The organism is Amycolatopsis sp. cmx-8-4 (genome assembly GCF_046548675.1).
GTDB lineage: Bacteria > Actinomycetota > Actinomycetes > Mycobacteriales > Pseudonocardiaceae > Amycolatopsis.
In genome coordinates, this window is record NZ_JAEBDZ010000017.1 from 130,909 (window position 1) to 151,537 (window position 20,629).

The 20,629-nt window shown below is 72.3% G+C and carries 22 protein-coding genes; 12 read left to right on the plus strand and 10 right to left on the minus strand.

All coding sequences use genetic code 11. From position 1 onward, the window contains the following. Positions 1-14: 14 nt before the first annotated feature. Positions 15-584 (minus strand): TetR/AcrR family transcriptional regulator, encoded by a 570-nt coding sequence (locus ACLJQZ_RS31440; RefSeq protein WP_410623463.1) that lies wholly within the window; start codon positions 582-584, stop codon positions 15-17. Between the two features lie 140 nt (positions 585-724). Between ACLJQZ_RS31440 and ACLJQZ_RS31445 the strand changes: the two genes are divergently transcribed. The 4 genes from ACLJQZ_RS31445 (at position 725) to ACLJQZ_RS31460 (ending at position 5,303) form a co-directional block, all read left to right on the plus strand. Continuing rightward, the gene (locus ACLJQZ_RS31445) at positions 725-1,285 is read left to right on the plus strand and encodes a hypothetical protein (RefSeq protein WP_410623464.1); all 561 of its coding nucleotides are present in this window, start codon (positions 725-727) and stop codon (positions 1,283-1,285) included. 27 nt (positions 1,286-1,312) lie between these two features. Then, a complete protein-coding gene (locus ACLJQZ_RS31450; RefSeq protein ID WP_410623465.1) occupies positions 1,313-2,269 on the plus strand; it encodes an alpha/beta hydrolase in 957 nt (318 codons plus the stop codon). Next, the gene (locus ACLJQZ_RS31455; protein WP_410623466.1) at positions 2,266-3,168 is read left to right on the plus strand and encodes an NADP-dependent oxidoreductase; all 903 of its coding nucleotides are present in this window, start codon (positions 2,266-2,268) and stop codon (positions 3,166-3,168) included. The genes ACLJQZ_RS31450 and ACLJQZ_RS31455 overlap by 4 nt, the downstream gene beginning before the upstream one ends. A 110-nt stretch (positions 3,169-3,278) precedes the next feature. Further along, a complete protein-coding gene (locus tag ACLJQZ_RS31460) occupies positions 3,279-5,303 on the plus strand; it encodes a glycogen debranching protein (RefSeq protein WP_410623467.1) in 2,025 nt (674 codons plus the stop codon). Here ACLJQZ_RS31460 and ACLJQZ_RS31465 read toward each other — a convergent pair whose 3' ends face one another. Together ACLJQZ_RS31465 and ACLJQZ_RS31470 are read right to left on the minus strand one after the other, a co-directional pair. After that, positions 5,304-5,654 (minus strand): DoxX family protein, encoded by a 351-nt coding sequence (locus ACLJQZ_RS31465; RefSeq protein WP_410623468.1) that lies wholly within the window; start codon positions 5,652-5,654, stop codon positions 5,304-5,306. 242 nt (positions 5,655-5,896) lie between these two features. Next, positions 5,897-6,481, minus strand: coding sequence for a TetR/AcrR family transcriptional regulator (locus ACLJQZ_RS31470; protein WP_410623469.1), 585 nt, complete (start codon positions 6,479-6,481; stop codon positions 5,897-5,899). An 88-nt stretch (positions 6,482-6,569) separates the two neighbouring features. Between ACLJQZ_RS31470 and ACLJQZ_RS31475 the strand changes: the two genes are divergently transcribed. Further along, positions 6,570-8,033, plus strand: coding sequence for an MDR family MFS transporter (locus tag ACLJQZ_RS31475; protein ID WP_410623470.1), 1,464 nt, complete (start codon positions 6,570-6,572; stop codon positions 8,031-8,033). Here the strand turns inward: ACLJQZ_RS31475 and ACLJQZ_RS31480 are convergent. The 3 genes from ACLJQZ_RS31480 to ACLJQZ_RS31490 form a co-directional block, all read right to left on the minus strand. After that, positions 8,000-8,734 carry a hypothetical protein gene (locus ACLJQZ_RS31480; RefSeq protein ID WP_410623471.1) on the minus strand — a complete coding sequence of 245 codons (735 nt, stop codon included), beginning with the start codon at positions 8,732-8,734 and terminating at the stop codon, positions 8,000-8,002. The genes ACLJQZ_RS31475 and ACLJQZ_RS31480 overlap by 34 nt on opposite strands. Before the next feature lie 89 nt (positions 8,735-8,823). Then, positions 8,824-9,432 carry a TMEM175 family protein gene (locus tag ACLJQZ_RS31485; protein WP_410623472.1) on the minus strand — a complete coding sequence of 203 codons (609 nt, stop codon included), beginning with the start codon at positions 9,430-9,432 and terminating at the stop codon, positions 8,824-8,826. 98 nt (positions 9,433-9,530) lie between these two features. Beyond that, positions 9,531-10,019, minus strand: a complete 489-nt coding sequence (locus ACLJQZ_RS31490) for a MarR family winged helix-turn-helix transcriptional regulator (RefSeq protein WP_410623473.1) — start codon at positions 10,017-10,019, stop codon at positions 9,531-9,533. 75 nt (positions 10,020-10,094) lie between these two features. Here ACLJQZ_RS31490 and ACLJQZ_RS31495 point away from each other — a divergent pair, with 75 nt between their 5' ends. Then, positions 10,095-10,877, plus strand: coding sequence for an oxidoreductase (locus ACLJQZ_RS31495; RefSeq protein ID WP_410623474.1), 783 nt, complete (start codon positions 10,095-10,097; stop codon positions 10,875-10,877). Positions 10,878-11,308: 431 nt separating this feature from the next. Continuing rightward, positions 11,309-11,491, plus strand: a complete 183-nt coding sequence (locus ACLJQZ_RS31500; protein ID WP_410623475.1) for a MerR family DNA-binding transcriptional regulator — start codon at positions 11,309-11,311, stop codon at positions 11,489-11,491. Between the two features lie 9 nt (positions 11,492-11,500). Here ACLJQZ_RS31500 and ACLJQZ_RS31505 read toward each other — a convergent pair whose 3' ends face one another. Then, on the minus strand, positions 11,501-12,514 hold the full coding sequence (locus tag ACLJQZ_RS31505) for an NADP-dependent oxidoreductase (protein WP_410623476.1): 1,014 nt from the start codon (positions 12,512-12,514) through the stop codon (positions 11,501-11,503). 110 nt (positions 12,515-12,624) lie between these two features. Here ACLJQZ_RS31505 and ACLJQZ_RS31510 point away from each other — a divergent pair, with 110 nt between their 5' ends. Beyond that, the gene (locus ACLJQZ_RS31510) at positions 12,625-13,173 is read left to right on the plus strand and encodes a TetR/AcrR family transcriptional regulator (RefSeq protein ID WP_410623477.1); all 549 of its coding nucleotides are present in this window, start codon (positions 12,625-12,627) and stop codon (positions 13,171-13,173) included. 4 nt (positions 13,174-13,177) lie between these two features. On the opposite strand, the gene ACLJQZ_RS31515 is transcribed toward ACLJQZ_RS31510, so the two are convergent. The 3 genes from ACLJQZ_RS31515 to ACLJQZ_RS31525 are packed head-to-tail and all read right to left on the minus strand — an operon-like array spanning position 13,178 to position 17,409. Further along, positions 13,178-14,740: a hypothetical protein gene (locus ACLJQZ_RS31515; protein WP_410623478.1), complete on the minus strand. Its 1,563-nt coding sequence runs from the start codon at positions 14,738-14,740 to the stop codon at positions 13,178-13,180. Positions 14,741-14,742: 2 nt separating this feature from the next. After that, positions 14,743-16,716, minus strand: coding sequence for a hypothetical protein (locus tag ACLJQZ_RS31520; protein WP_410623479.1), 1,974 nt, complete (start codon positions 16,714-16,716; stop codon positions 14,743-14,745). Positions 16,717-16,776: 60 nt separating this feature from the next. Continuing rightward, entirely contained in the window at positions 16,777-17,409 is a 633-nt protein-coding gene (locus tag ACLJQZ_RS31525) for a TetR/AcrR family transcriptional regulator (RefSeq protein ID WP_410623480.1), read from the minus strand. A gap of 108 nt (positions 17,410-17,517) precedes the next feature. Here ACLJQZ_RS31525 and ACLJQZ_RS31530 point away from each other — a divergent pair, with 108 nt between their 5' ends. The 4 genes from ACLJQZ_RS31530 (at position 17,518) to ACLJQZ_RS31545 (ending at position 20,430) form a co-directional block, all read left to right on the plus strand. Next, positions 17,518-18,570 (plus strand): medium chain dehydrogenase/reductase family protein, encoded by a 1,053-nt coding sequence (locus tag ACLJQZ_RS31530; protein WP_410623481.1) that lies wholly within the window; start codon positions 17,518-17,520, stop codon positions 18,568-18,570. Then, the gene (locus tag ACLJQZ_RS31535) at positions 18,567-19,181 is read left to right on the plus strand and encodes a TetR/AcrR family transcriptional regulator (RefSeq protein WP_410623482.1); all 615 of its coding nucleotides are present in this window, start codon (positions 18,567-18,569) and stop codon (positions 19,179-19,181) included. The genes ACLJQZ_RS31530 and ACLJQZ_RS31535 overlap by 4 nt, the downstream gene beginning before the upstream one ends. Beyond that, complete coding sequence (locus tag ACLJQZ_RS31540) at positions 19,178-19,765, plus strand: ABC transporter permease (protein WP_410623483.1); 588 nt, start codon at positions 19,178-19,180, stop codon at positions 19,763-19,765. The genes ACLJQZ_RS31535 and ACLJQZ_RS31540 overlap by 4 nt, the downstream gene beginning before the upstream one ends. A gap of 98 nt (positions 19,766-19,863) precedes the next feature. Beyond that, the gene (locus ACLJQZ_RS31545) at positions 19,864-20,430 is read left to right on the plus strand and encodes an SRPBCC family protein (protein ID WP_410623484.1); all 567 of its coding nucleotides are present in this window, start codon (positions 19,864-19,866) and stop codon (positions 20,428-20,430) included. Positions 20,431-20,629 lie beyond the last annotated feature (199 nt).

The window sequence follows — 20,629 nt, forward strand, 5'->3', positions numbered from 1 at the left end:
GATCTTGAAACGTCTCACGGTGCGACGGAAGCGTCCCGGTACCTCAGGATTCCTTCGACGCCGAGCAGGAACGTCTCGCAGATCGGCGCCGGGTCGGTGAGGCAGCCCGCGGCCATCGCGCCGTCGCGGAGCATGACGAAGTGCCGGGCCGCGGGCTCCGGCGCGGTCTCGCCGGTCCGCGCCAGCAGTTCGGTGACGGTGTCCAGGAACCACTGCCGGTGGGCGAGGACGGCCTGGTGCACCGGGTGCGCGGGGTCGGGGTACTCCGCCGCGGCGTTGAGGAACGCGCAGCCGCGGAACCCGGGGGAGCGGATGCCCTCGGCGATCGAGCGGGCGACCGCCCGGACGACGTCGGCCGGGGCGCCGCCACCGGCCCGGGCGGCCTCGGCCTGGGCGCGGATCGCCTGGTCGGCGGCGGTCAGGTAGGCGACGAGCAGGTCGTCCTTGCTCGCGAAGTGCCGGTAGAGCGTGGCGCGGGTGACGGACGCTTCGGCGATGATCCGGTCGACGCCGACGGCGTGGAGCCCCTCTGTGTAGAACAGCCGGGTCGCGGTACTGAGCAGCCGCGCGCGTGCTTCGGACACCTGAACTTCACCTCCCGGTTCGTCGGCCTCCACGGTAGCAGATAGAACGGTCGGTCTTGACGCCTCGGCGATCCGCTGCCATAGTCGTCGTCAGCAAGACCGATCGTTCTATCTACCTCGCTGTATCCGAAGGGGAAAACATGACCACCACCGTTCCCGCCGCCGACGTCGCCTCGTCGCTGCGGCGGCTGTACTTCGTCCGGTTCGCCTTCGCGATCGTCTGGGCCGCGCTGGTGTTCGCGACCGGTTCGAGCCTCGGACTCGCCGGCGTCGCGCTGCTGGTGCTGTACCCGGTGTTCGACGTGGTCGCCGCGGTCGTCGACGTCCGTTCGTCGAAGGCGGCCCAGCCGGTTTCGGTGCTGTACGTGAACATCGCGATCAGCCTGCTCGCCGCCGTCGGCTTGGCCGTGGCCGGCTCGAGCGGGATCGCCGGCGTCCTGCAGGTGTGGGGGAGCTGGGCCGTCGTGGCCGGCGTCGTCCAGCTCGTCGTCGGACTCCGCCGCCGCGGCCTGGGCGGGCAGTGGCCGATGATCCTCAGCGGCGGCATCTCCGTGCTGGCCGGGGGTTCGTTCATCCTGCAGGCCACAAAGGACGGTGCCTCGCTGACGAACCTGGCCGGCTACGCGACGCTCGGCGGAATCTTCTTCCTCGTCTCCGCTCTGCGTCTGGGCCGCGCTCGGCGACGTACTGCACTTGCGTGACTAAATTTAGTCAGTTAATGTAGTGTCATGCGCCACGACACCTTTCCCGCCCCGTCCACCGTCAGCGAGCAGGCCCAGGAGTGGCTCGCCTTCGACAAGGGCGAGCTGACCTACCCGGCCCTGGACGACGCCGGTGGCTGGCTCGCGCTGGCCGAGGAAGCGAACCGGTCCACGGCCCGGCGGTTCCCGGTCGCCGACCTGCCGGTCACCGTCGAGGACCTGGACGTCGACGGCGTCACCGTGTACGCCGCGCGACCCGAAGGCGTCGAAGAGGCCGCGGACGAGCCGGTCTACCTCTGGATGCACCCCGGCGGTCTGGTGGTCGGCGGCGGGGACGCGTGCCGCATGACGACGGCGCGGACCGCGTCGAACGCGGGGCTGCTCGTGTGGGGCGTGGACTACCGGCTGCCGCCGCTGCACCCGTACCCGGCCGGGCTCGACGACGCGCTCGCCGTGTACCGGCGTGTGCTGCGGGACCGTGATCCGGCACGGGTGTTCGTCGGCGGCGACTCCGCCGGCGGGAACATAGCCGCCGCCCTTCTGTTGCGCGCCAAGGATGCCGGGCTGCCGATGCCCGCCGCCCTGGTGCTCAACACCCCGCAGGTCGACCTGACCGAGTCGGGCGACACCTTCCGGACCCTGGCCGGCGTGGACAACGTCCTGCGCAGCCTGCGCACGCCGAACGCGCTCTACGCGGCCGGGGCCGACCTGCGGCAGCCGTACCTCTCGCCGGTCCTGGGCGACCTGACCGGCTTCCCGCCCACGTTCCTCCGCAGCGGCACCCGCGACCTGTTCCTCTCCAACACCGTCCGGATGCACCGCAGGCTGCGCGACGCCGGTGTCGCGGCCGACCTGCACGTGTTCGAGGCCATGCCGCACGCCGGGTTCGGCGGCGGCAGCCCGGAAGACCGGGAAGCCGTCGCCGAGCAGCGCCGCTTCCTCGCCGGGCACGGCGTGCCCCTTCGCGAGAAGGAGGACGCGTGAAAGCCGCGCGGTTCAGCCGGTTCGGGGCCCCGGAGGTACTCGAAATCGTCGACCTGCCCGACCCGCGGCCGGCGGCCGGGCAGGTCCGGATCGCCGTGCGCGCGGCCGGCGTCAACGCGAGCGACTGGAAGAAACGCCAGGGCCTGATGGACCCGGACCTGCCGCAGACCCTGGGCTACGAAGCGGCGGGGATCGTCGACGAGCTCGGCGAGGGCGTCACCGACGTGGCCGTCGGGGACCGGGTGTTCGGGTTGTCCGAGGGCGGTGCGGCGCAGGCCGAACGGGCCGTGCTGTCCTGGTACGCGCCGATCCCGGCGTCGCTGGACTTCGCGTCGGCGGCCGCGTTGCCGGTCGCCGGGGAGACGTCGGCGCGGGCCCTCGACCAGCTCGGCGTCGAAGCCGGCGACACGCTGCTGGTCAACGGCGCCTCGGGCAGCGTCGGCACCGCCGCCGTCCAGCTCGCCGTGGCCCGCGGTGTCCGCGTGATCGGCACCGGAAGTGTGGCCACGCACGACTTCCTGCGCTCGCTCGGGGCGGAACCCGTCGTATACGGCGGAGGCATGCCGGAGCGGGTGCGCGCGCTGGCCGCCGACGGCGTGGACCTCGCGCTCGACGTCGCTGGAAACGGCGTCCTGCCCGAGCTGGCCGGACTCGCGGGCGGCCCGGAGCACGTCGTCACGGTCGCGGACCACGCCGGCGCGCGGCGGCACGGGGTGCGGTTCAGCCGGGGTGACGCCGGCCGCGCGTACTACGTGCTGGCGGAGATCGGCCGGCTGGCCGACGCCGGGCGGTTCGTCGTCCGGGTCGGTGGCACCTTCCCGCTGGCGGACATCGCCGAGGCGCACCGGGCCGGGGAAGCCGGTCGCGTCCGGGGAAAGCTCGTACTGCTGATGGGTTAGCGCGCCGGACAGAAGCGGACAGGATCTTCGCCGGTCCGCTCCGCGGCCGGGATTCCGTGGTGCAATGGCCTTTCGGTCCGGCAGGCCCGGTGCCGGGGAAGGTGCACGGCATGAGCCACGGACGCAGGACCGCACTCACGCTCCTCGCGCTGGTCACCGCGTGCGGCGTCGTCTCCGGCGTGGCGCCGGCGACCGCGGATCCGGTCGCCGCGCCGGCGCTCGAGTTCGCGAACCCGGACAGCCAGGCCCTGTTCGGCACCGCTTACACGGCCGCGCTGGACAACCTGCTGCGCACCAACACGATCGGCTACGACACCAAGTACGACAAGAGCGGCCTGCTGGACCCGGCCGTCGGCCTCGTCCGCGCCGGTGGCGGGTACGACCAGCCGTGGACCCGGGACGCGTCGGTCAACAGCTGGAACGCCACGAGCCTGCTGGCCCCGGCGCTGGCGGAGAACACGCTCTGGGCGGTCGTCGACAAGGACGCGAGCGGCGCGTTGCGGGTGCAGCAGGACGACCAGCAGTGGGACCAGGTCGTCTGGGTGACCGCCGCGTGGCACCACTACCTGGTCACGGGGGACCGGCAGTTCCTCGGCGACGCCTACCGCACCGCCGGCGACACGCTGACCATCCGGGAACACGCCGGCACGGCCGGGTTCAACGCCACGTACGGGCTGTTCACCGGCCCGTCGTTCTTCAACGACGGCATCGCCGGCTACCCCGCGCCGCCCGCCGACGCGACCGAGTCGGTCAGCACGGGCAGCTCGCCGTGGCCGGGCGTCGCGAGCGGGATGTACCTCAGCACCAACGAGGTCTACTACGCCGCCTACGTCAACGCCGCGAACATGGCCGACCAGTTCGGCGATCCCGCGGCCGCCGGCTACCGGACCAAGGCCGCCGCACTGAAGGCCGCGATCAACAACCACTTCTGGAACGCCGCGACCGGCCTGTACGACTACCAGCTGCTCGCCGACGGCACGAGAGGCGCTTACCAGGAGGGCACCGGGCTGGCGTTCGCGATCCTCTTCGGCGTCGCGGACCCGGCCCAGGCCCGGTCGATCGTCACCCACGCCCGCGAGATGACCTGGGGGATGCCCGACACGTTCCCGCACTGGGACCGCTACTCCGCCGCCCAGCCCGGCAGGCACAACGCGATCGTCTGGCCGCTCGTCCAGGGCCTGTGGGCGAAAGCGCTGGCGGCGCAAGGGAACCAGAGCGGGTTCGCCGCGGAAACGGCGAAACTGGCGAAGCTGGCCGGCGGCAACAGCGGGTTCTGGGAGATCTACAACGGTGACACCGGGGTCGTCGACGGCGGCTGGCAGCGGCTCGGCGACACGGTGAAGTTCCACTGGGGGTCCCAGCCCGACCAGACCTGGTCGGCCACGGCGTTCCTCGACATGGTCCACACGGGACTGTTCGGCCTGACGTTCACCGACCGCGGCCTGGCGTTCACGCCGGACCTGCCCGCGGGCTGGGGCGACGTCACCCTGCGGAACCTGCGTTACCGCAACGCGGACCTGACGATCGCCTTGCACGGGGCGGGCACCCGGATCAGCGCGTTCACCCTCGACGGCCGGCCCGCACCCGGCAACGCCGTCCCGGCGACCCTGAGTGGCGCGCACCGCGTCGAGATCACCCTCACCGGCGCGACCGCCGGCGACCGGGACGGCGACCACGTGGCGGACGCCGCCGACCGCTGCGCCGACACGGCCGGCACCGTCGCCGGCTGTCCCGCCCCCGGGCACCTCGAAGCCGAAGACGCGCACAACACCGGCGGGGTCAAGACGAACGTCAACCACACCGGCTACTCCGGCCGCGCGTTCCTCGACGGGCTGTGGGCCCAGGGCGCCGCGTCGTCGTTCACGCTGCACCGCACGTCGGCCGATGCCACGACGGGCGTGATCACCGTGCGGTACGCGAACGCCAACGGCGACGCGCGCACGATGACGCTGTCGGTGGCCGGGAAAGCCGTGCGGCAGGTGAGCTTCCCGGTGGTCTCCGGCAGCTGGGACGACTGGGGCACGGTGACCTTCACCGGCGTGCCGCTGAGCGGCCGGGACCCGGTGGTGACGCTGTCCTACGCACCCGGCGACACCGGCTCGATCAACCTGGACTGGCTGGAGTACCGCGGCTGACTACCCGTGGTAGCCCAGGTTCAGCACGAGGTCGGCCACCGCGAGGGCCAGAAACACGACTCCGCCGACAAGCTGACGGGAACCGACGCGCAGGTGGGCGCCGAGCGCGCCGACGAAGTACAGCACCAGCCCGGCGGCGGCGAGCACGCCCAGGAGCGGCACGGCGAGCCCGGCCAGCAGCCTGGCCGCTCCCGCCGCCAGGGCCGAGCCCAGCCACGGCAGCCACGACCGCGGGACGCCCTTCATGTCCGCCTGGGCTTTCGGGTAGTCATGCCCGATCAGGTAGAAAACGGCGGCGCTACCGGTGAAAACCGCGGCGACGAGGGTAACGCTGAGATAAGCGGCGAACATGGCCTCCCTTTCTGCTGAGCTGTCCGCCGACGGACGAGCCGGGTCCACGAGATGTGACACGCGGCTGGTCCCCGGCCGGGCCGCGATGGTTCCGGGAGCGTCCCGTTCCCCAAACGCCCCAATGTGGCGTTGGGTGCGTCCAACGCACCCAATGTGGCGTTCGGTGCGTCCAACGCACCCAACGCCACATTGGGGCGCATTACCCGGCCCCGTCGACGAATCTCAGACGGCCGCCCGGGCGGTCAGCCCGAGACGAGCGGCCAGAAGACGTCGTCGACGATCGAGCGGATCCGCTCGGGGGAGACCTGCTTGAGCGTCATCAGGATGTCGTGGCGCATGAGCTGGAACGGCAGGTCGAGGACGTCCTGCGGGATGCGCGCGAGGTCGATCTCGCCGCGGTCGTGGGCGCGGCGGTACACCGGGTCGGAGCGCTTCGGGCCGTCGCCGAGCACGGTGAGCCGGACCTCCTCCGGGGTGAGGCCGGCGCTGTCGTGCAGACCCGCGAACGTCGCGCCGACGAGCGTCGCCAGCTCGGTGCGGCCGGCGTTGATGTTCCGGAGCAGTGCGAGCAGGTCGTCGCGCAGGCTGCCGGTGTCCGGGATCTCGACGGGGTGGGTGTCGCCGTAGTGCCGGATGGCGGCGAGCACGAGGGCGTTCTTGTCCGGCCAGCGGCGGTAGAGCACCGCGATCCCGGTCTTCGCGCGGTCCGCGACGGACTCCATCGTCAGCTTCGCGAACCCGGCGCCGGCCAGCTCCTCCCAGGTCGCGTCGAGGAGCGCGTGCTCCAGCTCGGTTCCCCGGCGGCGGCGTTTGACCTCGGTCGGCATGCGTCCAGGATAAGAGAGACTTGCATTCCTTCGCCAGTCCTCCTACCCTCGCCAATAAGAAAATAATCCCTCTCTTATTGGGGTACTGATGACTGCGGACACACCGGCGCGCGACGGCGTCGACCCGAAGGTGCTGAAGACGGCGTTGATCCTGGTCGTGGGGGCGCTGGCGGTCGTGTTCGACACGACGATCGTCAGCGTCGCCCTGCACCAGCTGGCGACCAGCCTCGACGTGCCGGTCTCGACGATCCAGTGGGTGACGACCGGCTACATGCTCGCGCTCGGCGCGGCGGTCCCGCTCAGCACCTGGGCGCTCACCCGCTTCGGCGGCAAGCGGGTCTGGATGGTCGCCCTCACCGTCTTCCTCGCCGGCTCGATCGGGTCGAGCCTCGCGTGGGACGCGGGATCGCTCATCGGCTGGCGCGTCCTGCAGGGCCTCGGCGGCGGGCTGATGCTGCCGGTGATGACGACGCTGATCATGCAGGCCGCCGGGGGACACGCGCTCGGCAAGACGATGACCTGGGTCGCGCTGCCCGGGCTGCTCGGGCCGATCCTCGGCCCGCTCGTCGGCGGCGCGATCATCACGGACTACAGCTGGCGCTTCATGTTCTGGGTCAACGTGCCGTTCTGCGTCGCCGGCCTGATCCTCGCCGGCCGCTACCTCCCCAAGGACCCGCCGGCCGTCGCCCGGCCCCGGCTCGACGTGTGGGGGCTCGTGCTGCTCGTCCCCGGCATCGTGGCCGTGCTCCTCGGCCTCTCGAACGCCGGCGCGGCCGGCTTCGGCCGGTTCGACGTCCTCGCGCCGCTCGCCGTCGGCGTGTTCTTCCTCGTCGCCTTCACCCTCTACGCGCTGCGTCACCGCGACCCGCTCGTGGACATCCGGCTGCTCGCCGCGCGCTCGGTCGGGTCGTCGACGGCCGTGCTGTTCCTGTCGGGCTTCTCGCTGTTCGGCGCGATGCTCCTGCTTCCCCTGTACTACCAGGAGGTTCGCGGCGTGAGCGCGCTGACCGCCGGGCTCATGCTGGTCCCGCAGGGGATCGGGGCGCTGCTCAGCCGCCAGATCGCCGGCCCGCTCACCGACCGGATCGGGGCGCAGACCATCGCCGTCGCCGGGTTCGTCGTCGTCGCGGCCGCGACCGTGCCGTTCGCGTTCGTCGACGCCACGAGCGACGGTCGGCTGCTCGCCCTGTGGCTGCTGATCCGCGGCATCGGGCTCGGCGCCGTCACCATGCCGGTCATGACGGCCTCCTACGTCGGGCTCGCCCGCGCCGAGATCGGGCACGCGAGCGTCCTGACGCGGATCGCCCAGCAGGTCGGCGGGTCGTTCGGCACGGCGGTGCTCGCCGTCGTCCTGGAGCAGGCCATCGCCGGCGCCGGGCCGGGCGCGGCCGTCTCCGGCTTCCACGTCGCGTTCTGGTGGGCGACGGGCTTCTCTCTCCTCGCGACCGTCCTGTGCGTGTGGCTGCCGGGGCGCAAGCAGGTCCAAGCCGCCGCGGCCGCGGCGTCGTTGGCGGCGGCTCAGCCCGTCAAGTCCGGGAAGTCCTCCGTGTAGCCTAGAAGCAGGTACGGCCGTTCCGGGAGCAGAGTGGCGAGCTGTGCCCAGGCGCCGGGCGCGCCGTAGAGGTGCTTCAGATCGGCGACGACCGCGCGGGCCTCGTCTTCGGACGGCGTGGCCGCGCGGTCGAACCCGAGCAGAGACGCGCCGATCCCCACGTGCCGGTAGCCGTGCGCGGCCAGCCGCCGCACGATCGCGTGGTTCTGGAAGACGGTCCAGTCGGCGGTGAAGTAGCCGTTCGGGATCCCGGCGATCGCGAGGTCGTCGCGGGGCACGGGCACGCGCTGGACGAGCACGACGTCGTCGAGGAAGCCGTCCGGGTTCCGGTTCACCTCGACGAGGGCCGCGACGTCGGCTTCCCCGCCGAGGCGGTCGCCGGGCAGGTCCTCCCACGCGACCCGCGACCCGGGATCGTCCAGGGCGGCGGCGATGTGGGCGGCGCGGGCGTCGGCGTCGTCGCTGTCCGACCAGAGCCGGTCGTCTTCGCTCGCGTGCCCGCTCGTGTACGCGCACTGGTCGACGTCGTCGAGCGTGCAGAGGATCCGGGCCGGGTCGTGTTCGGCCCGCAGTGCGCCGAGGACGCCGAGCAGGTCGGTGAAGGTACCGACGTCGTCGAGCCGCGCGACGGTGTTCGTGTCCAGCCGGGCGCGTCCGGCCTCTTCGGACGGTCCGTAGCGCGTCACTCGCATGCGCGGCATCCTGCCACCTCGCGGCTGACACCCTTTCAGCCCGTGAGCACATCTGCTCCGGTTGGCGCGAACACCGGCCCCGGCCACGGCGGCCGACGTCAGGCCGGCGTGGCCGCCGGCCGCCGGCGGGTGAACAGCGGCGGCAGGGCGAGCAGCAGCAGGACGTAGTACCCGAAACCCGGCCGGATGCAGGCGACGCCCACCGCGAGGGCGAAGATGCCCGTGCTCACGACGAAGCTGCGGGCCCAGGCGTCCGACACGGGTTCGGCGTCGCCGTGGACCGCGGGGTCGCGGCGGACGATGAACAGCAGCGCGGTGTGGCACACGCTGCCGGCGAGCAGGGTGCCGAGGTAGAACAGCACCGTGAAGCGCTGCGTCTGGTAGGCGCCGATGAGCTGGGTCGGGAACGGCAGCACCGCGATGGTGAGCAGCCAGCAGAAGTTGACGAGCACGAGCGGGCTGTTGAACGCGCGCACGTGCTCGAAGATGCGGTGGTGGGTGAGCCAGAACCGGCCGATCACGGCGAAGCTGAGCAGGAAGCTGAAGATCTTCGGCCAGTTCCCGGTGACGGCCTCCGACGCGGGCGCGCCGGCCGCGATCAGTTCCGGCACGAGCTCGGTGAGCGGCAGCACCAGCAGCGTCAAGGCGATGGCGACGACGGCGTCGCTGAAGAAGACCAGCCTCTCGGGCGACCTCTGCCGTTCCATGGGGAGCTCCTGTCGGTGATCGGCCACAGCCGGCCCAGGCTACTGGCGCGGCGTGCCGGGGTCGGCGGCGACAGGACGAGCGCGCTGGTGCCGTCGTCCTAGCGGGTCTCGCGGTCCAGGGAAGCCGGGGTGCCGCACTGTTCGTGGCCGCCGGTGAGATCGTCGCGGACCAGGATCAGCAGCCGGGTCAGCTGGGTGCGTTGAGCCGGGGTGAGGGCCTGGAACACGTCGTCCTCGACCGCCTGCTGGGCGGCGGCGGCCTTCTCCAGGCGTTCACGGCCGAGGGCGGTGAGCAGCACGACGTGCCGGCGGCGGTCGTGGGGGTCGCGGTCGCGGGAGACGAGGCCGGCCGCCTCCAGGGGGTTGAGCTGGGTGACCAGGATGCTGGCGGCGGTGTCGACGGCGGTCGCCAGGTCGGTCTGGCCGAGCGGGCCGCGGTCGTGGAGCAGGCCGAGGATCTGGAACTGGCGCGGGGTCAGGTCGTTCGCGGTGTGCGCGTCCCGCAGCCGGCGCATGGTCTCGTTGCCGAGCAGGGCGAACATCAGGCCGGGGCTGTCACGGTGGCCGGCGGCCGGGACGGTGGTCACCGGCTCACTGTAGCGGACTACATCGTGTAGCGTGGTAAACGATATAGTTCACTCAAGTACTTTCGGAGGACCGCCATGCTCGAAAGCCGCGATGACCTGGGTCTTGCGGGTGCGCGTGCCGTCGTCACGGGTGGCACGCGAGGGATCGGTGCCGCCACCGTGGCCCGCCTCGTCGCGGCCGGCGCGCGCGTGGTCGCCATCGCCCGCACCCCGGCCGGCGTGCCGGACGGCGTGCACCTGGTGACCGCCGACCTGACCGTGCCGGCCGAGATCGAGGCCGCCGCCGAAGCGGCGCTCGGCCACCTCGGCGGCCTCGACGTCCTGGTGGCCAACGCCGGCCGCAACCGCCACGTACCCGGCGGCGTGCTCGCGGCGACCGACGACGACTGGCAGGCGAACCTGGACGCGAACCTGCTGTCGGTCGTGCGCCTGGACCGGATCCTGGTGCCGCACCTGACCGCGCAGGGCAGCGGCGCCGTCGTGCACGTCTCGTCCGGCGCCGCCCGCTACCCGCAGCCGTCGGGTATTCCTTACGCGGCCGCGAAAGCCGCGCTCAACGCCTACAGCAAGGGCCTCGCCACCGCCTGCGGCCCGCACGGCGTCCGCGTCACCACGGTCCTGCCCGGCGTCGTCGAGACCAGCGCGCTCGACGCCACTTTGGCACAGCTGGCGGAAAACTCGGGCCGGACGGTGGACGAGGTCCGCGCGCGGTTCCACTCGTCGCTGACCGCGCCGCTGGGCCGGCCGGGCCGAGCGGACGAGGCCGCGGAGCTGATCGCGTTCCTGGCCTCGCCGCGCGCGTCCTACCTGACGGGCACGGCCATCACCGTGGACGGCGGCCTGCTCCCGACGCTGTGACCGCGGCGATCCCTTGGCCGGCATACAGTTCGTCGTAGTAGCTGATCACCAGCGGCCGGGTGAGCATCGCTTCGAAGGTGCCGGTGAAGCCGCGTGCGGTCCGCCAGCCGAGATAGCCGGTGTAGTCCTGCCGCTCCGTCCACTGGGTCAGTCCGGCGACGTGGTCGGGATCGTCCTGGTCCCGGATGATCCGGATCGTCTCGCAGCCCTGGTGTGCCAGGCGGGTTCTCAGTAGGGCGCCGGGGTGTTGTGCACCACGATCAGCGTGGCGATGACGCCGGGAAGTGCGGTGCTGTCCATGACTGTGTCCTTCCGTCGGGAGCCGGCCGCGGTGGCCGGTACCGGTGATGCTGGGCCCGGCGGCCGGGGGAGAGACAAGGGGCGACCGGCGGGTGGACCTTCCGGCGAGGGGAAGGTTCAGAATGAGGGCCATGCGAGCAGGTCTGACGGTCGGCGAGTTCTCCCGGGTGACGCACCTCAGCGCGAAGACCCTGCGCCACTACCACGACGTCGGGCTGCTCGAACCGGCCGACGTCGACCCGGCGACCGGGTACCGCCCCGGCAACACCAGTCGACGTCGCCGAGACGCACCCCGTTCGAGCCGGTCTAATTAGCCAGCCGCTTCAGTCGACGGTGAGGACGATCTTGCCCCGGAGGTGCCCGCGCGCGGCCCGCTCGTGCGCCGCGGCCGCCTTCTCCAGCGGGAACGTGCTGTCGATCGCGACGCGGATCGTGCCGGCGTCGAGCAGGCGCGCGAGTTCGGCGAGCTGCGCACCGTTCGAGCGGACCTGGGTGGCCGTGACCGTGACACCCAGCTTCTCGTTCTCCTCGTCGTCGAACTCGCCGAAGTACACCGGGTACAGCGCGCCGCCGCGCTTGAGCGTGCGCAGGAAACGCCGGCTGTCCGGGCCGCCGACGGTGTCCAGCACCAGGTCGAGGTCTCGGGCGACCTCTTCGGGCCGGACCTTCTGGTAGTCGAGGAACTCGTCCGCGCCGAGCTCGCGCAGGAACGCCTCGTGCGTGCCCGAGGCGACGGCGATGACGTGGGCGCCCCGCCACTTCGCCAGCTGCAGGGCGAGGTGCCCGACGCCGCCCGCGGCGCCGTTGACGAGCACCGCGGTGTCCGCGCCGAGGGGCATCGGCTGGTGCCGGGCCGCCTGGAACGGCGACGGGTGGTCGTGGCCGAGGTCGATCAGGAACTGCCACGCGGTCAGTCCCGCCATGGCCAGGCCGGCGGCGGCCACGTGGTCGACGCCGGCCGGCTTGCGGGCGAGGTCGGTGGCCGGTGCGGTCACGTACTCCGCGTACGCGGCGCCCTGCAGGCTGGCCGGGAAGCGGAGGAGGCCGAGGACTTCGTCGCCGGCGGCGAACGCCTCGACGTCGTCGGCGACGGCTTCGACGACACCCGACACGTCCGTCCCCGGGATCAGCGGCAGCGAGAACGGCGGTTTCAGCTCGGGCGGCACATCGGGCATCCCCTCGCGGGCGTACCAGTCGGGGGGATTGACGCCGACCGCGTGGACGCGCACGAGCACCTCACCCGGCCCCGGCTCGGGCACCGGCACGTCGTCGTACCGCAGGACCTCGGGCCCGCCGAACTCGTGCAGCCGGATCGCCTTCATCGTCCGTGGTGACACGGCGTTCTCCTGTCTGCGCACCGGGTACGCTGAACGGATCAACGATCCACTTATGTGGACCACTGATCCGATTATGCGGATCAGTGGTCCGGATGTCAAAGGAGGCGGAGATGCGGGCGGACGCCAAGGCGAACCACGACCACCTGCTCGTCGTCGCGGGCACCGTCATCACCGAGCACGGCGTCGACGCCTCGATGCGCGACATCGCCCGCCGGGCCGGGGTCGGGCTCGCGACCCTGCTGCGGCACTTCCCGACGCGCGAGTCGTTGCTGGAAGCCCTGCTGCGCACCAGTTTCGACGAGCTGACGGCGAAAGCGGCCGAGGTCGAGGCCACGAGCTCGCCCGAGGACGCGCTGCTGGCGTGGCTGCGCGAGTTCGTCGCGTGCACGACGAACTACCGCGGCGTGGTGACGTCGATGGTGAACGCCATCGAGGACCCGGAGTCCGCGCTGCACGACTCCTGCGTCACGATGCGCGCGGCCGGCACCCGGCTGCTCACCCGCGCTCAGGCCGAGGGCGTCGCGCGGACCGACATCGACGGCGCGGACCTGTTCGCACTGGCCGCGTCGCTGGCCTGGCTCGGCGACCAGCCCGCGCTCGAACCGCGCGTCGAACGCCTCTTCGGCGTCGTCATGGGCGCCGTCCTGGTGAAGGGCTAGCTCGTCACGAGTACGTCCAGTGACCGAGCCAGGATTCGCGCCACGCCACCGTCAGCTCGCTCACTCCGTCCACACCGGACTGGTCCACGTGGGCCTTCCACGCCTCCTCCAGCGACGCGCACAGCTTGGACGCGGGCAGCTCGGCGCCACCCGAGGCGAACCGGCGCAGGGCCGACTTGGGCACGGCCAGCTTCGCCTTGCCCCGGATCACCGACTGCTCGGTGGCGCGGCAGATGAGGTACTCGACGGTGGTCAGCTCGGCCGCCGACGGCAGGGCGTCCACCTGCGGCGCGATCTGGGCCAGCGCACGGTACAGGCAGTCCAGCGGGGCGGCCAGCCCCTGGTGCTGGCGGGCGATCTCCCACGACACCCACACGGCCATGCAGTCGGGCATCTGGAACGGGCGGTAGGCGAACGCGGGGCCGGCGAAGGTCTGGTAGTCGCCCGTCGGGTCCGGCGCCGCCGAGCCCGGACCGTCGGGGTCCGGCGGCAGGCCGAGCCGCTTGAACAGCTCCCGCAACAGCTTGTACGGCCGGGCCGGGGTCGCGGACTCGCCCAGCAGCTTGCCCAGGATGCGATTCAGCCGGTCGGCGGCCACGCCGTGGATCGACAGCTGCAGGTGGACGAACGCGACGTCCGACAACGTCGTCCCGGCGCAGCCGACCACCCCCACCTGCGGGTAGCGCTGCAGGAACGCCGTGATCGCGTGCGTGGAGCCGATCCGCGCCGGCCCGACGAACGTCACCGGCAGGCACGTGCCGACCCGCTGGCGGGACCGGAGATCCCCCTTGTACAGCGGGGAGAACTCGCCGTCGGCGTGGTAGACCTCGAACCAGTTGCCCTGCCGGTGCCCCGGGCGCGTGTCGGCGAGCCAGAAGCTGTAGCCGTTCTTCTCGCACAGCTCCCGGAACCGGTCGGCCAGCTCGAACCGCGCGGCCGCGGAGGCGTCCCGCAGCGCGATCGAGAACCGGACCGCCAGCGACGCGCACGGCGGCGCGACCTCCTTGCGGGTGCGCAGGTCGTGGTTGCGGGTCTTGACGATCGTCGGCAGCTGCGCCGGGCACTGCAGTGACAACAGCGGCGCGTCGATGAGCCCGGCCGCGGCGTCGGAGATCTCGCTCGCCAGGTCGCGGATGGCCAGGCCGTGCCACTCGCACACCTCGCGCGCGCCCGGGTCGATCCCGATCAGGCCCTCGAAGGTCTGCGCGGACTCGTAGATGAACGTCGGGTTGGGCGAGGTCGTCTGGTGGAACACCCAGGCGCCCGCGCGCTGCTGCGGGCGTTCGGCCGGCTGCTGGCCGTCGACGCGTTCGACGACTTCGGTGCCGTCCAACGGCTTGCGGGTGCGGGTGCCGATCACGACGCCGGCGCCGTTCGTGGCCGAGCACAGCGTCTCGAGGAAGATCGTGGTGTCGGAGCCGTCGGAGACGAGCTCGCGCAGGTAGCCGTGGCGGGCCGTCGCGTGGTGCACCTCGAAGTCCACTTTGGTCACCGGCTGGCGGGCGATCTCGAAGCCGGCCCGGGCCAGGTCGGCGACGTTCCGCACGGAGATCCGCTGGCTGCGCACCCTCACCACCCCCCGGACGAGTCGAACCGGACGTCGGCGTCCAGCGGCTCGCGGCGGTCCCAGGCCCCGGCGCCCGCCCAGCGCGGCGCCCCGATGCGGGACAGCGGGATCGCCGAGACCCGCCACGACACCTGGCTGAACAGCACGAGCGCGGCCAGCACCGGCAGCCCGACGGCGATCGTGAGCGTGACCTGCACGACCTCGCCCCGGCTCTGCGTCGCGACGGCCGCGGCGAACCCGGCGACGGCCGCGATGCTCAGCTGCACGAGCGCCTGCGGCAGCGTGCCGAGGTAGCCGAGCACGGTGCGGCGCGGCGGCAGCGACAGCCGGCTGTAGAGGAAACCCGGCAGCAGCAACAGCATCGTGATCACGGACTGGCCGTCGCCGATGTGGCCGAGCGCCTCGGTGGCGGCCCGCCCGTAGAACCACGGGCTGCCCACCAGCATCCAGCCGAGCACGAACGAGACCGTCGCGACGGCCAGCGCGTAGAACGTCACGTTGAGCGGCCCGGACTTCGTGGAGTCCTTGAGCACCAGCGTCGCGCGCACCCGGACGTGGTCGCCGCGCGCGTCGCGGCCGCCGGACCGGCGCCAGTACGCCCGCGCCTCGTTGTCGGCGATCCCGTTGACCAGCACCAGGTCCTGCCCGAACTCCCGGTCGGTCAGCTCCTGCGCGGCCTCACGGAGGTTCGCGGCGGTGAACTCCGGGTGCCGCCGCAGCGAGTTGTCGAGCTCGCCCGAGTCCGTCCGCACGGCCTCGCCCGTGGTGGCCGCGGCGGCGAGCCGGTGGCAGGCCGGCAGGCTGCGCGGCGACAGCTCGACGCCGGACTGGCCGGCCTCCCACTTGCGGCGGCGCACCAGGTCCGCCAGCCGGCGCAGCACGGTCTGGGCCTGCAGCTCCAGGATCTTGTGCCGGGCGCCGTCGGCTTCCTGCAGCGGGGCGGCGTCCTGCCGTTCGGCCAGCGAGGCCAGGTCTTCGACCAGGCCGTCCACCTGGTGCTGGTCGGCGTCGGTGGACAGGTACATCCGGGAGATCTCGGCCTCCGGCGCGGTGCCGGCCACCAGGTGGTACGACTTCAGCGTGGCCGGGATCATCGTCTCGTAGGTCACGACGTAGCCGCGGCGGCTCGACGCCAGCCGCCGCCACTGCTCCCTCGCGACGGGCCGGCGCGCGTCGACGTGCAGCGGGGTCTCGTAGCTGAGCCGGTGCTCCTCGACCGAGTCGTCCAGCGCCACCACCAGCATGTAGTCGCGGACCGCGACGTTCAGCAGGTAGGCGTATTCGACGAGCAGGTCGGCGCAGCCGGCGAGGATGTCCAGCGCCAGCTCCCGGCACTGCCGGCCGTACCCGGGCACCGTGCCGCCGGCCGGGGCCAGCGCGAACTCCTCCTCCGGGTGGTTCCGCTCGGTGAGCAGCGTCAGCAGCGCCTGCTGGATGAGCCAGCGCGGTTCGTGCACCTGGAACAGGAAGGTGTTCAGCTCGTGCTTGGCGGTCTGCGCGTTCTCGTCGCCGGCGAGGATCCCGCGCAGCAGCCGGTAAAGCCCGGCGGCGACCAGCCGCGACGCCTCGTGCTGGGTGAGCCGCGGCAGTTTCTGGCCCGAGCTGTCGAAGACGTCGACGGGGGAGACGTCGCGGCGCGGCAGCCGGGCCAGCGGCACCCACAGGGAACGTTGCCGGGCCGGTCGTGAGGTGGCCCGTTCGCCGTGTTCCCGCCCGATCAGGTCCTGCAGCTGCGCGGTGGCCTGGCGCTGGCCCTCGTCGAGGAGCTTGAGGCTGACGTCGACCTCGGTGCTGCGCCGCGCCGTCCCGTGCTCGACGACGGTCAGCCGTTCGGTCAGCCGGCGCACGTGGTTGAGCCGCAGCGAGGTGTCCAGGAGCGCCAGCCCGACCGCGGCGCCCTGGCGGGACAGCCGCGGCGGGGCGCCGGGAATGGGAATGGTTTCGATCGCGTGCCGGAGACTGTCGATGCCGTCCACTCCACTGAGAGTAGGAGGTGGGGCGCGTTGATACGGGAAAACGCCGGTACCCGGCGGAACTCAGTCCGCGGCCAGGTGCGCGAGTGAGGTGACGACGCGGTCGGCGATGTCCGGCGGCCACACGAACGCGGGGGACACACCACGCTGGTGGGCCAGTCCGTGCACGCCGACCCACAACGCGACGGTGTCGGCCGCGAGGTCGGTGCTGGTGGCGACGCCGGCGCTCACGCAGTCCGCGAGGGCGTCGTGGAGCAGCTCCATGCTGGCCCGGCCCAGGGTGGCCAGGTCGGTCTCGGTCAGGGAGCTGTCGGTCAGGTCGGGCATCCAGAGCCCGCCGAACATCGTGCGGTAGCGCCCGGGGTGGGCCTGCGCGTAGCCGAGGTAGCTCTCGCAGATCGCGACCAGCCGCTGCCGGGGGCCGGTCGCGGCGTCCCGGGCCGTGCGGAGTTCGGCGTCCAGCTCGGCGAAGGCGTTGCGGACGACGGCCAGCATGATCGCGGGCTGGTCGGGGAAGTGGCGGTAGATCGACGGCGCGGCGATCCCGACGTGCCGCGCGACCGAGCGCAGGGTGATGGCGCTTTCGTCGCCCGTCTCGTCGAGCAGCTCGACCGCCGCCGCCACGATCTCGTCGCGCAGCCGGGCGCCCTCGCCGCGGCGGTTGCGGGTGCGGGTCGCGGTGCCTTCGGTGTCCATGCCGTCAGTTTACGCCATGAAACTTACAAGCGTTAGCTCTTGCGCTCAGTACGCTAACGCTCGTAGGGTTACGGCTGTAAGCACAACCGATCGGACGGAGCAGCCGCCATGAGAACCACCACTGTCACCACCGCCACCGAGGTCGTCCTGCCGGGCAAGGTCGAGGTCGCCGGCCTCCAGCTCCGCACCCGTGACCTCCCGGCGCCCGCCGCGGGCCAGGTCGTGCTGAGCATGGACGCGACCGGCGTGTCCTTCGCCGAGCAGCAGATGCGGCTCGGGAAGTACTTCAGCCAGCCACCGTTCCCGTTCGTCCCCGGCTACGACGTCGTCGGCACGGTCACCGCGACCGGCCCGGACGTCGACCCGGCCCTGACCGGCCGCCGGTTCGCCGCGGTCACCAAGGTCGGCAGCTGGGCCAGCGCCCAGGTGCTGGCCGCCGCCGACCTGGTGGCGGTGCCGGACGGCGTCTCCGCGGCCGCCGCCGAGACCGTCGCGGTCAACGGCGTCACGGCCTGGCAGATGCTGCACCGCACCACCACCGTGCGCGCCGGCGGGACGATCGTGGTCCTGGGCGCCAACGGCGGCGTCGGCTCCACGCTCGCGCAGCTGGCCCGCCACGCCGGGATCACCGTGCTCGGCACGGCGTCGCCGCGCCACCACGCGGCGCTGCGCGAGCTGGGCGTGACCCCGGTCGACTACCACGACCCGCAGATGTACCGGAAGCTCCGCGAGCTCGCGCCGGACGGCGTGGACGCGGTGTTCGACCACGTCGGCGGGGCCGGCGTGGCGGACTCGTGGCGGCTGCTGCGCCGCGGCGGCACCCTGGTGTCGTACGGCACCGCGGCGTCCAAGGACACCGAGGGCAACTCGCAGCTGCCGGTGCTGAGGCTGTTCGCCCGGCTGGCGCTGTGGAACCTGCTGCCGAACGGCAAGCGCGCGCGGTTCTACAACTTCTGGGCGGGCAAGCGCCGCTTGAACACCTTCCGGGCCCGGCTGCGCGAGGACCTCACGCAGGTGCTGCGGCTGGTGGAGAGCGGCGTCCTGCGCCCGCAGATCGCCGCGGAGTTCCCGCTGTCGGACGCCGGTGCGGCGCTGGCGCTCGCCGAGTCGCGGACCGTCGCGGGCAAGGTCGTGATCGTGGCGGACCCGGGCCGGCCGTGACCCCGGGCGCCGGTCCGCCCCGCTCGCGGAACCGGCGTGGGGAAGGCGGCCGGCTCCGCGCCGAGATCCTGGCCGCCGCGACCGCCCTGCTCGACGCCGGCGGTGACCCGCGGGCCGTGACCCTGCGCGCCGTCGCCCGCCACGCCGGGATCACCGCACCCTCGATCTACCGCCACTTCCACGACCGGCCCGCGATCCTGCTGGACGTCGTCCGCCAGGCGTTCGCCGACCTGTCCGGCCGGGCCCGGACCGCCCTCGCCGAAGCGGGCCCCGATCCCCGGCACCGGCTGCACGCCGTCTGCCACGCCTACCTCGGCTTCGCCCAGGAGCATCCCGAGCGGTACGGCGCCATGTTCGGCGGCACCTGGACCCCGGAGGCCGCGCTCGGCGAAGAAGCACTGCGGGTCCTGACCGGCTGCCTCGCCGACTGCGTCGCCGCCGGGCACTGCGCCAGCACCGATCCCGCGGCCGACGCGGTCGCACTGTGGCTGGGCCTGCACGGGCTCGCCCACCAGCGCGCCGTCACCGACGTCTTCCCGTGGCCCGCCGACATCGTCGAGCGGATCGCGTTTCCCCTGTCCCGCCTCACTTCCGGAGGACTCCCGTCATGACCACCGCCATCGCCGCCGCCCCGGTCGCCCGCGCCGGGGACACCGACAACCGCGCCACCTACCTCAGCTTCGGCCTCGCGTACGTCTTCGGCCACGGCGCCGCCGCCGTGTCCGTGGGCGACGACCCGCTGGTCCGGCTGCCCGGGTGGCTGCCGATGACGCTGCTCGGCCTCGGCCTCGCCGCCGGCACCGTGTTCGCCACCCTCGCCGCGGCCCGGGCCCAGCGCGGCGGCGCCGACGTCCTCAGCGGCCGGCTCCTCGGCCTGTCCTGGGTCGGCGGCTTCACGGCGCTCTTCCTCGCCATCACCGGCCTGACGTCCACAATGGACTCACCGGACCTGGCCACCGTGCTCTGGCCGGCCGGCTCCGGCCTCGTCGTCGGCCTGCTCTACCTGGGCGAAGGCGCCGTGCGCCGCAACGTCCTGCACTACGGCCTCGGCAGCTGGCTCGCCCTGGTCTCCACCGCCTCGCTCGCCTTCGGCACGCCCGGCCTGTTCTGGGTCCTCGCGGTAGCCGGAGGTGGTGGTTACGCGGTCGCGACCGTCCTCGAACACCGCCGGCTCGCCGAAGGTGCGAACCGCTGAACGACGTTCCCGCTGCTCGAATTGTTGTTCGACAGTTTCGACGTTTCCGGCAACCGTCGGGTCGCCACCACTTTCCTGACGATCGAAAAGGACTGATCATGACCAACACCATTCTTCGCGGTATCGGCGTCGTGACCCTCGGCGCGGCGATGACGCTGTCCGCGCAGTCGGTCGCTTCGGCGAGCTCCGCGACCTTCCAGGACTGTCGCGGCGTCACCGTCGACAAGACCGCGCCCGTGGTCAGCCGGGCCAGTGCGCTCATCAAGGCGCCGCTGGCGGAGATCTGGCGCCTGCACACGGACATCGACCACTGGCGGAGCTGGATCCCGGAGATCGCCCCCGCGCACAAGGAAACGCCGGGGCCGCTGCGGCCGGGCTCGGTGTTTTCCTGGTCGCCGCAGAACATGCACGCCGTGTCGACGATCAAGACCGTGAAGCCGTTGGGGTGCACCGCATGGGGCGCGCCCGTCAACGGCATCACCGGCGTGCACTTGTGGACGTTCAAGCCGACCAGGGACGGCGTACTCGCGACCACCGAGGAATCCTGGGCGGGCCCGCCGGTCGAGGCCGACGTCCCGGGCAATCAAAGCAGCCTCGACCAAGGCCTCGCCGACTGGGTGCACCGGTTGCGGGACACGGCCGAGGCGCGGTCCGGCTGTCACTGATCTCCGGGGAATACCGGCGGCCTTCCGAAAAGGGAGGCTGCCGGTATTTTTACCGTCATCGCCCGGCCGGCGAATTCGCGTCCGAACCCGCCGCGCCCTGACAAACTCCGGTTTTGCGGCGCCTGTTCCGGAAGAAACCGGGACCTGGCGCCGAAACCTTGCGCCCGCTCCCTCGTTGGGTGAGTATCTCGGATCAATC

Excerpts from the sequence above, each read along its gene's own strand:
- ACLJQZ_RS31445 (WP_410623464.1), top strand. The coding sequence starts at position 725 with ATGACCACCACCGTTCCCGCCGCCGACGTCGCCTCGTCGCTGCGGCGG.
- ACLJQZ_RS31545 (WP_410623484.1), top strand. The coding sequence starts at position 19,864 with ATGACCAACACCATTCTTCGCGGTATCGGCGTCGTGACCCTCGGCGCG.
- ACLJQZ_RS31480 (WP_410623471.1), bottom strand. The coding sequence starts at position 8,734 with ATGCCGCGCATGCGAGTGACGCGCTACGGACCGTCCGAAGAGGCCGGA.
- ACLJQZ_RS31450 (WP_410623465.1), top strand. The coding sequence starts at position 1,313 with ATGCGCCACGACACCTTTCCCGCCCCGTCCACCGTCAGCGAGCAGGCC.
- ACLJQZ_RS31470 (WP_410623469.1), bottom strand. The coding sequence starts at position 6,481 with ATGCCGACCGAGGTCAAACGCCGCCGCCGGGGAACCGAGCTGGAGCAC.
- ACLJQZ_RS31465 (WP_410623468.1), bottom strand. The coding sequence starts at position 5,654 with ATGTTCGCCGCTTATCTCAGCGTTACCCTCGTCGCCGCGGTTTTCACC.
- ACLJQZ_RS31460 (WP_410623467.1), top strand. The coding sequence starts at position 3,279 with ATGAGCCACGGACGCAGGACCGCACTCACGCTCCTCGCGCTGGTCACC.
- ACLJQZ_RS31510 (WP_410623477.1), top strand. The coding sequence starts at position 12,625 with ATGCGGGCGGACGCCAAGGCGAACCACGACCACCTGCTCGTCGTCGCG.
- ACLJQZ_RS31475 (WP_410623470.1), top strand. The coding sequence starts at position 6,570 with ATGACTGCGGACACACCGGCGCGCGACGGCGTCGACCCGAAGGTGCTG.
- ACLJQZ_RS31525 (WP_410623480.1), bottom strand. The coding sequence starts at position 17,409 with ATGGACACCGAAGGCACCGCGACCCGCACCCGCAACCGCCGCGGCGAG.
- ACLJQZ_RS31495 (WP_410623474.1), top strand. The coding sequence starts at position 10,095 with ATGCTCGAAAGCCGCGATGACCTGGGTCTTGCGGGTGCGCGTGCCGTC.
- ACLJQZ_RS31530 (WP_410623481.1), top strand. The coding sequence starts at position 17,518 with ATGAGAACCACCACTGTCACCACCGCCACCGAGGTCGTCCTGCCGGGC.
- ACLJQZ_RS31540 (WP_410623483.1), top strand. The coding sequence starts at position 19,178 with ATGACCACCGCCATCGCCGCCGCCCCGGTCGCCCGCGCCGGGGACACC.
- ACLJQZ_RS31500 (WP_410623475.1), top strand. The coding sequence starts at position 11,309 with ATGCGAGCAGGTCTGACGGTCGGCGAGTTCTCCCGGGTGACGCACCTC.
- ACLJQZ_RS31485 (WP_410623472.1), bottom strand. The coding sequence starts at position 9,432 with ATGGAACGGCAGAGGTCGCCCGAGAGGCTGGTCTTCTTCAGCGACGCC.